The organism is Streptomyces sp. 4N509B (assembly GCF_052245655.1).
Classification (GTDB): Bacteria; Actinomycetota; Actinomycetes; order Streptomycetales; family Streptomycetaceae; genus Streptomyces.
In genome coordinates this window covers 1-7119 of the sequence record NZ_JBQQBZ010000075.1, presented here as the reverse complement: position 1 = coordinate 7119, position 7119 = coordinate 1, and the positions used below count along the sequence as shown (strand labels likewise).

General features: G+C 70.3%; 1 protein-coding gene. It reads left to right on the top strand.

Annotation, left to right across the window (positions count from 1 at the left end; translation table 11 throughout):
* Positions 1-7119: SDR family NAD(P)-dependent oxidoreductase (locus tag ACTWP5_RS31840; protein ID WP_443224667.1), on the top strand; the 7119-nt coding region annotated here is incomplete at both ends.

Below are 7119 nucleotides of genomic sequence, written 5' to 3'. Positions count from 1 at the left end.
CGTTCAACGGTCCGTCGGCGACGGTGGTGGCGGGTGACGCGGAGGCGTTGGAGACGTTGATGGCCGCCGCGGAGGCGGCCGAGGTCCGGGCGCGCCGGGTGCCGGTGGACTACGCCTCGCACTCCGCGCACGTGGAGGCGATCGAGGGCCGGCTGGCGGAGGTGTTGGCGCCGGTGCGTCCGGTGTCGTCGCGGGTTCCGTTGATCTCCGCGGTGACGGGCGAGACGCTGGACACGGCCGGGATGGACGGCGCGTACTGGTATCGGAACCTGCGTCAGCCGGTCCGGTTCGCGACCGCCGTTGAGGCGGCTCTCGCCGAGGGCCACCGTCGGTTCGTCGAGGTCAGCGCGCATCCGGTCCTGACGATGAGCGTGCAGGCCATCGCGGAGGAGTCCGCCGAGGGCCAGGTCGTTGTCGTCGGGACCCTGCGGCGTGCGGAGGACGAGGCGAACCGGCTGCTGGCGAACGTTGCCGAGCTGTGGGTGAACGGCACCACCGTCGACTGGTCGGCTTTCTTCGCCGGCCGCGCCGTCCAGCGCGTCGACCTGCCGACCTACGCCTTCCAGCGTGAGCGGTACTGGCTGGTCGAGGAGACCGGACGCGCCGACGTCAGCGGCGCCGGGCTGGCCGCCGCCGAACACCCGTTCCTCGGCGCCGCCACCCGCCTGGCGGGCGACGGCGGCGTCATGCTCACGGGCCGGCTGTCGCTGCGGACGCACCCGTGGCTGGCCGACCACGCCGTCAAGGGCACGGTCCTCTTCCCCGGCACCGGCTTCGTCGAACTCGCGGTCCGTGCCGGCGACGAGGCGGGCTGCGCCCACCTGCGAGAGCTCACCCTGCAGGCCCCGCTCGTGCTCCCCGAGCACGGCGGCGCGCTGGTGCAGGTGGTCGTGGGCGCGGCCGACGAGGCCGGGCGCCGGACCGTGCGGATCTACTCCCAGCACGAGGACGCCGATGCGCAGCAGCCGTGGGTGTGTCACGCCGAGGGTGCGCTCGTGCCCGAGCAGCCCGTCGTGCCGGACATGGACCTCTCGGCGTGGCCGCCGGCCGGTGCCGAGGTCGTGGACGTGTCGGAGTTCTACGCGGCCGTCGCGGAGACCGGCTACGGGTACGGCCCTGTCTTCCAGGGGCTGCGTGCGGTGTGGCGGCGCGGCGAGGAGGTCTTCGCCGAGGTCGCCCTGCCCGAGGACGCCCAGTCGCAGGCCGCCGAGTTCGGCCTGCACCCCGCCGTGCTCGACGCGGCCCTGCACGCCATCCTGACCCCGGGTCAGGAGGAGCTGCGGCTGCCGTTCGCGTGGTCGGGCGTGTCGCTGCTGGCGGTCGGCGCCGGATCGGTGCGCGTGCGGCTGCTGCCCACGGGCGAGGACACGATGACGGTCCACGTGGCTGAGGGCTCCGGAGAACCCGTCGCGGTGGTCGAGTCGCTGCTCCTGCGTTCGATGACCGACGAACAGCTCACGAGCGCGACCGCTGCCGGCTCCGACACTCTCTTCCGGCTCGACTGGGTGGTACCCACGACGTTGGACGCCGCCGCGACGACCGTCGCGACGACCGAATGGGCCCTGTGGGGCGACGACACCCTCGGGCTCGGCGGCGCCACGGTCGCGGACCTGGCCCAGCTGACCGAGCCGGCCGACGCGACCACCCCGGGTGGGGACGCCGTGCCCCCCGTGGTGGTGCTGTGCGCCACCGACGGGGCGGCCGCGGGCACCGACCGTCTCCTCGGCGACGGCACCGCCGCGGCAGCCCGTGAGGCCGCCGTCCAGGTCTGGGAACGCGTCCGCGAGTGGCTGGCGGAGGAGCGGCTGGCGGACTCGCGCCTGGTGGTCGTGACGCGTGGCGCCGTGGCCGCGGGTGACGACGAGGACGTGACCGACCTGGCCCACGCGACCGTCTGGGGCCTGGTGCGCGCCGCGCGGACGGAGAACCCGGGACGGGTCTCACTGGTGGACCTCGACCCGCGCCTCGGTGAGGGCGCCGACGCGGCGGCGGGGTTCGCCGCGGCGTTGGCCGTCGATGAGAGCGAGGTCGCGGTTCGTGGTGGTGGGGTGTTGGTGCCGCGGTTGGTGCGTGTGGTGGGTGTTGTGGGTGGGGTGTCTGCTGGTGTGGTGGGTTCGGTTGCGGGTGGGACGGTGTTGGTGACGGGTGGGACGGGGACGTTGGGTGGGTTGGTGGCGCGTCATTTGGTGGCTGAGTACGGGGTGCGGTCGTTGGTGTTGACCAGCCGTCGAGGCATGGATGCCGAGGGTGCGGTGGAGTTGGTGGCGGAGTTGGAGGCGGCGGGCGCGGTGGTGGAGGTGGCGGCGTGTGACGTGGCGGATCGGGAGCAGTTGGCGCAGGCGTTGGCGTTGGTGCCGGAGGAGTTCCCGCTGAGGGGTGTCGTCCACGCGGCCGGCGTCCTCGACGACGCGACCGTGCAACGCCTCACCCCCGAATCCTTCGAGCGCGTCATGCGGCCGAAGGTCGACGCGGCCGTCAATCTCCACGACCTGACACGCGACGCGGATCTGGGTCTGTTCGCGCTCTACTCGTCGTACGCGGGAATTATCGGCAACGGCGGTCAGGGGAATTATGCGGCGGCGAATGCGTTTTTGGATGCGTTGGCGGCGTATCGGTGTGGGTTGGGGTTGTCGGGTGTTTCGTTGGCGTGGGGTTTGTGGGGTGCGGAGAGTGGGATGACGGGTGGTTTGGTGGAGCGGCGTGGTGGTGGGGTTGTGGGTGGTGCTGTGGTGGGGTTGTCGGTGGGTGAGGGGTTGGGTGTGTTTGATGTGGGTGTGGGGTTGGGGTCGTCGTTGGTGGTGGGGGTTCGTTTTGATTGGGGTGTGGTGCGGGGTCAGGGTGTGGGTGGTGTGTTGCCGTCGGTGTTGCGTGGGTTGGTGTCGGTGGGGGGTCGTCGTGTGGTGCGGGATGTGGGTGTGGTGGGTGGTTTGGTGGGTCGTTTGGGTGGGGTGGCTGTGGGTGAGCGGTTGTCGGTGGTTTTGGATGTGGTGCGGGGTCAGGTGGCGGGTGTGTTGGGTCATGTGTCGGGTGATGTGGTGGGTGCGGAGCGGGCGTTCAAGGATCTTGGGTTTGATTCGTTGTTGGCGTTGGAGTTGCGGAATCGGTTGAGTGAGGTGGTGGGGCTGCGGTTGCCGGCGACGTTGGTGTTCGACTATCCGACGCCGGTTGCGTTGGCCCGGTATGTGCTCGACGAACTGATGGGCGCGGACGAGACCGTGGACGCCGGGTTGGGCGCGGGTGCCCCGGTGTCGGGTGGGTTGGACGAGCCGGTGGCGATTGTCTCGGTGGCGTGCCGTTACCCGGGTGGGATTTCCTCGGCTGAGGATCTGTGGCGTCTGGTCGCCGCCGGCGGCGATGTGGTGGGCGACTTCCCGGTGGATCGGGGTTGGGATGAGGGGTTGTACGACCCGGACCCGGACGCTTTCGGGAAGAGCTACACGCGGCAGGGCGCGTTCCTGTATGACGCGGCTGATTTCGATGCGGAGTTGTTTGGTATTTCGCCGCGTGAGGCGTTGGCGATGGATCCGCAGCAGCGGTTGTTGTTGGAGGCGTCGTGGGAAGTGTTCGAGCGGGCTGGTATTTCGGTTGACGCGGTGCGCGGCAGCCGGACCGGTGTGTTCGCCGGCTCGATGTACCACGACTACGCCAGCCGCCTGAACCAGCTCCCCGAAGACGTCGAGGGGTATGTGGGCACCGGAACGGCCGGAAGCGTGGTGTCGGGCCGCCTGGCGTACACGTTCGGTCTTGAGGGTCCGGCAGTGACGGTGGACACGGCGTGCTCGTCGTCGCTCGTGGCCCTGCACCTGGCGGCCCAGGCACTCCGGCTCGGTGAGTGCGACATGGCGCTCGCGGGTGGTGTCACCATCATGGCGACGCCCGCGACGTTCATCGACTTCAGCCGGCAACGCGGCCTCGCCCCCAACGGCCGCTGCAAGCCGTTCGCTTCGGCTGCGGATGGCACGGGATGGAGTGAGGGTGTCGGTGTTCTGTTGCTGGAGCGTCTGTCGGACGCGCGGCGGAACGGGCACCAGGTGCTGGCGGTCGTGCGCGGCTCGGCGATCAACCAGGACGGTGCGAGCAATGGTTTGACGGCGCCGAATGGTCCGTCGCAGCAGCGAGTGATCCGGCAGGCGTTGAGCAGTGCTGGTCTGTCGACGGCTGATGTGGACGCGGTGGAGGCGCACGGCACGGGTACCACGTTGGGTGACCCGATCGAGGCGCAGGCGCTGATCGCGACGTACGGGCAGGGGCGGCCGGAGGACCGTCCTTTGTGGCTGGGGTCGATCAAGTCGAACATCGGCCACGCCCAGGCGGCTGCGGGTGTCGCGGGTGTCATCAAGATGGTGATGGCGATGCGCGAGGGTGTGTTGCCGCGGAGCCTTCACATCGATGAGCCGTCGGAGCACGTGGACTGGTCGGCGGGCTCGGTGGAGCTGCTGACACAGGCGCGTGAGTGGCCGGAGACGGGTGGCCGTCCGCGTCGGGCGGGTGTGTCGTCGTTCGGCGCGTCCGGGACGAACGCGCACGTGATCCTGGAGCAGGCACCGGTTGAGGACGGTACGGCGCCGGGTCCGGTGGTGATCCCGGGTGACCGGCTGCCGGTGGTGCCGTGGGTGATCTCTGCCCGGAGCACGGACGCGCTCGCCGCCCAGGCCGGGCGCCTCGCGGACGCTGCGGGCGAGTTGGACGCGGCGGACGTGGGTTGGTCGCTGATCTCGGGCCGGGCTGAGCTGTCGCACCGTGCGGTGGTGTGGGGCCGGGACGGCGAGGAGATCGTCGCCGGTCTGCGATCTGTGGAGCTGGGCGCCGGTGTGGTGGACGGCGGCTTGGCTGTTCTGTTCACGGGTCAGGGTGCGCAGCGGGCGCGGATGGGCGCTGGGCTTGCGGCCGGGTTCCCGGTGTTCGCTGAGGCGTTGGCGGAGGTGTGTGCGGGCTTTGAGGGTCTGTTGCCGCGTCCGCTGGCTGAGGTGCTGACGGCTGAGCCGGGCAGTGAGACGGCCGCTCTGCTGGATCAGACGGTGTTCACGCAGGCTGGTTTGTTCGCGGTGGAGGTGGCTGCGTGGCGGTTGGCGGAGTCGTTCGGTGTCCGTCCTGACTTCGTGGCCGGTCATTCGATTGGTGAGATCGTCGCCGCGCATGTGGCGGGGGTCTTTGATCTGGCGGACGCGTGCCGGCTGGTGGCCGCGCGTGGGTCGTTGATGCAGGCGTTGCCTGCGGGTGGCGGGATGCTGTCGGTCCAGGCGAGCGCCGATCAGGTGCGGGAGATGCTGGAAGCCGTTTCCGGTGTGGACGTCGCCGCTGTCAACGGCCCGGCCTCCGTCGTGGTGGCCGGTCCGGTGGAGGCGCTGGATGCGGTCGCGGAGCGGTTCGCTCAGGACGGGGTGAAGACGCGTCGCCTGAGTGTGTCGCACGCGTTCCACTCTCGTCTGATGGAGCCGATGCTGGCCGAGTTCGGTCAGGTCGCGGGTGAGATCACCTTCCACGCGCCGCGCATTCCGTTGGTGTCGAACGTGACGGGTGAGCTGGCGGAGCTTGAGGTCACCGAGGCGGAGTACTGGGTGCGGCATGTGCGGGAGGCGGTGCGGTTCGCCGACGGTGTCACCGCGCTGCGCCGTGCCGGGGTGTCGACGTTCCTGGAGCTGGGTCCGGACGCCACGTTGACGGCGATGGGTGCCGAGTGCCTCGACGCCGAGGACACCACGGGCGCGTTCGTGCCCTCCGCCCGCCGGGACAGGGACGAGGTGGAGATCTTCACCACCGCCCTCTCCCGCCTGTGGCAGCGCGGCGTCCCCGTCGACTGGCGTACGGCCTTCGCCGGTCGTGCCGTCCAGCGTGTCGACCTGCCCACCTACGCCTTCCAGCGCCAGCGCTACTGGCTGGAGAGCGAGACGACCGGGGACCCGGTGGGCCTGGGATTGGAGGCCGCTGGTCACCCGCTGCTGGGTGCTGCCGTGAACCTGGCTGGTGATGGCGGCGTGGTGCTGACCGGCCGGCTGTCGCTCAGCACGCACGCGTGGCTCGCGGATCACGCTGTGGACGGGAACGTTCTGTTCCCGGGGACGGGCTTCGTCGAGCTGGCGGTGCGTGCCGGCGACGAGGTCGGCTGCGGGCACCTGCGTGAACTGATGCTTCAGGCGCCGCTCGTGCTGCCCGAGCGCGGGGGCGTGCAGGTCCAGGTCGTCGTCGGCGCTGCTGACGACACGGGCCGGCGGGAGCTGCGCATCTACTCGCGGCTGGAAGGTGCCGAGCCGGACGAGGCGTGGGTCTGCCACGCGGAGGGATCGCTCGACCAGGACGCGGTTGTCGCTGTCGATGCCGACCTGGTCGCCTGGCCGCCGGCTGGTGCTGACGCCCTTGATGTGTCGGGCTTCTACGCGACCGTTGCCGAGGCCGGGTATGGGTATGGGCCGGTGTTCCAAGGGCTGCGTGCGGCGTGGCGGCGCGGCGAGGAGGTCTTTGCCGAGGTCGCGTTGCCGGAGGGTGTGGAGTCGGAGGCGTCGCGCTACGGGATCCACCCGGCGCTGCTGGACGCCGCGCTTCATGCTCTGCTGACGGGCCAGGAGGCTGGGCTGCGTCTGCCGTTCGTGTGGTCTGGTGTGTCCCTGGTGGCGTCGGGTGCGTCGTCGGTGCGGGTGCGGTTGGCGCCGGCTGGGTCGGATGCGGTGTCGGTCGTGGTGGTGGACACGTCAGGGCAGCCGGTGGCTGTCGTCGAGTCGTTGGTGTTGCGGGCGGTGGGTGCTGGGCAGTTGGTGGCGGGTGTTGGTGGTGCGGGTGTGGATGGGTTGTTCCGGGTGGAGTGGTCGCGGGTGGGTGAGGTGGTTGCTGCTGGTGGTGGTTCGGGTGTGGGTTCGGATGGGTGGTTGGTGTTGTCGGGTGTGGGTGAGGTGGGTGTGGGTGAGTTGGTGGGTGCGGTTGAGGGTGGGGTGGTTCCGTCGGTGGTGGTGTTGCCGTTGCTGGGTGGTGCGGGTGCGGGTGCGGGTGCGGGTGCGGATGTGGATGTGAGTGGTGTGGGTGGGTTGGTGGGTGGGGTGTTGGGTGTGGTGCGGGCGTTTGTGGGTGATGAGCGGTGGTCGGGTTCGCGTTTGGTTGTGGTGACGCGGGGTGCGGTGGCTGCGGTGG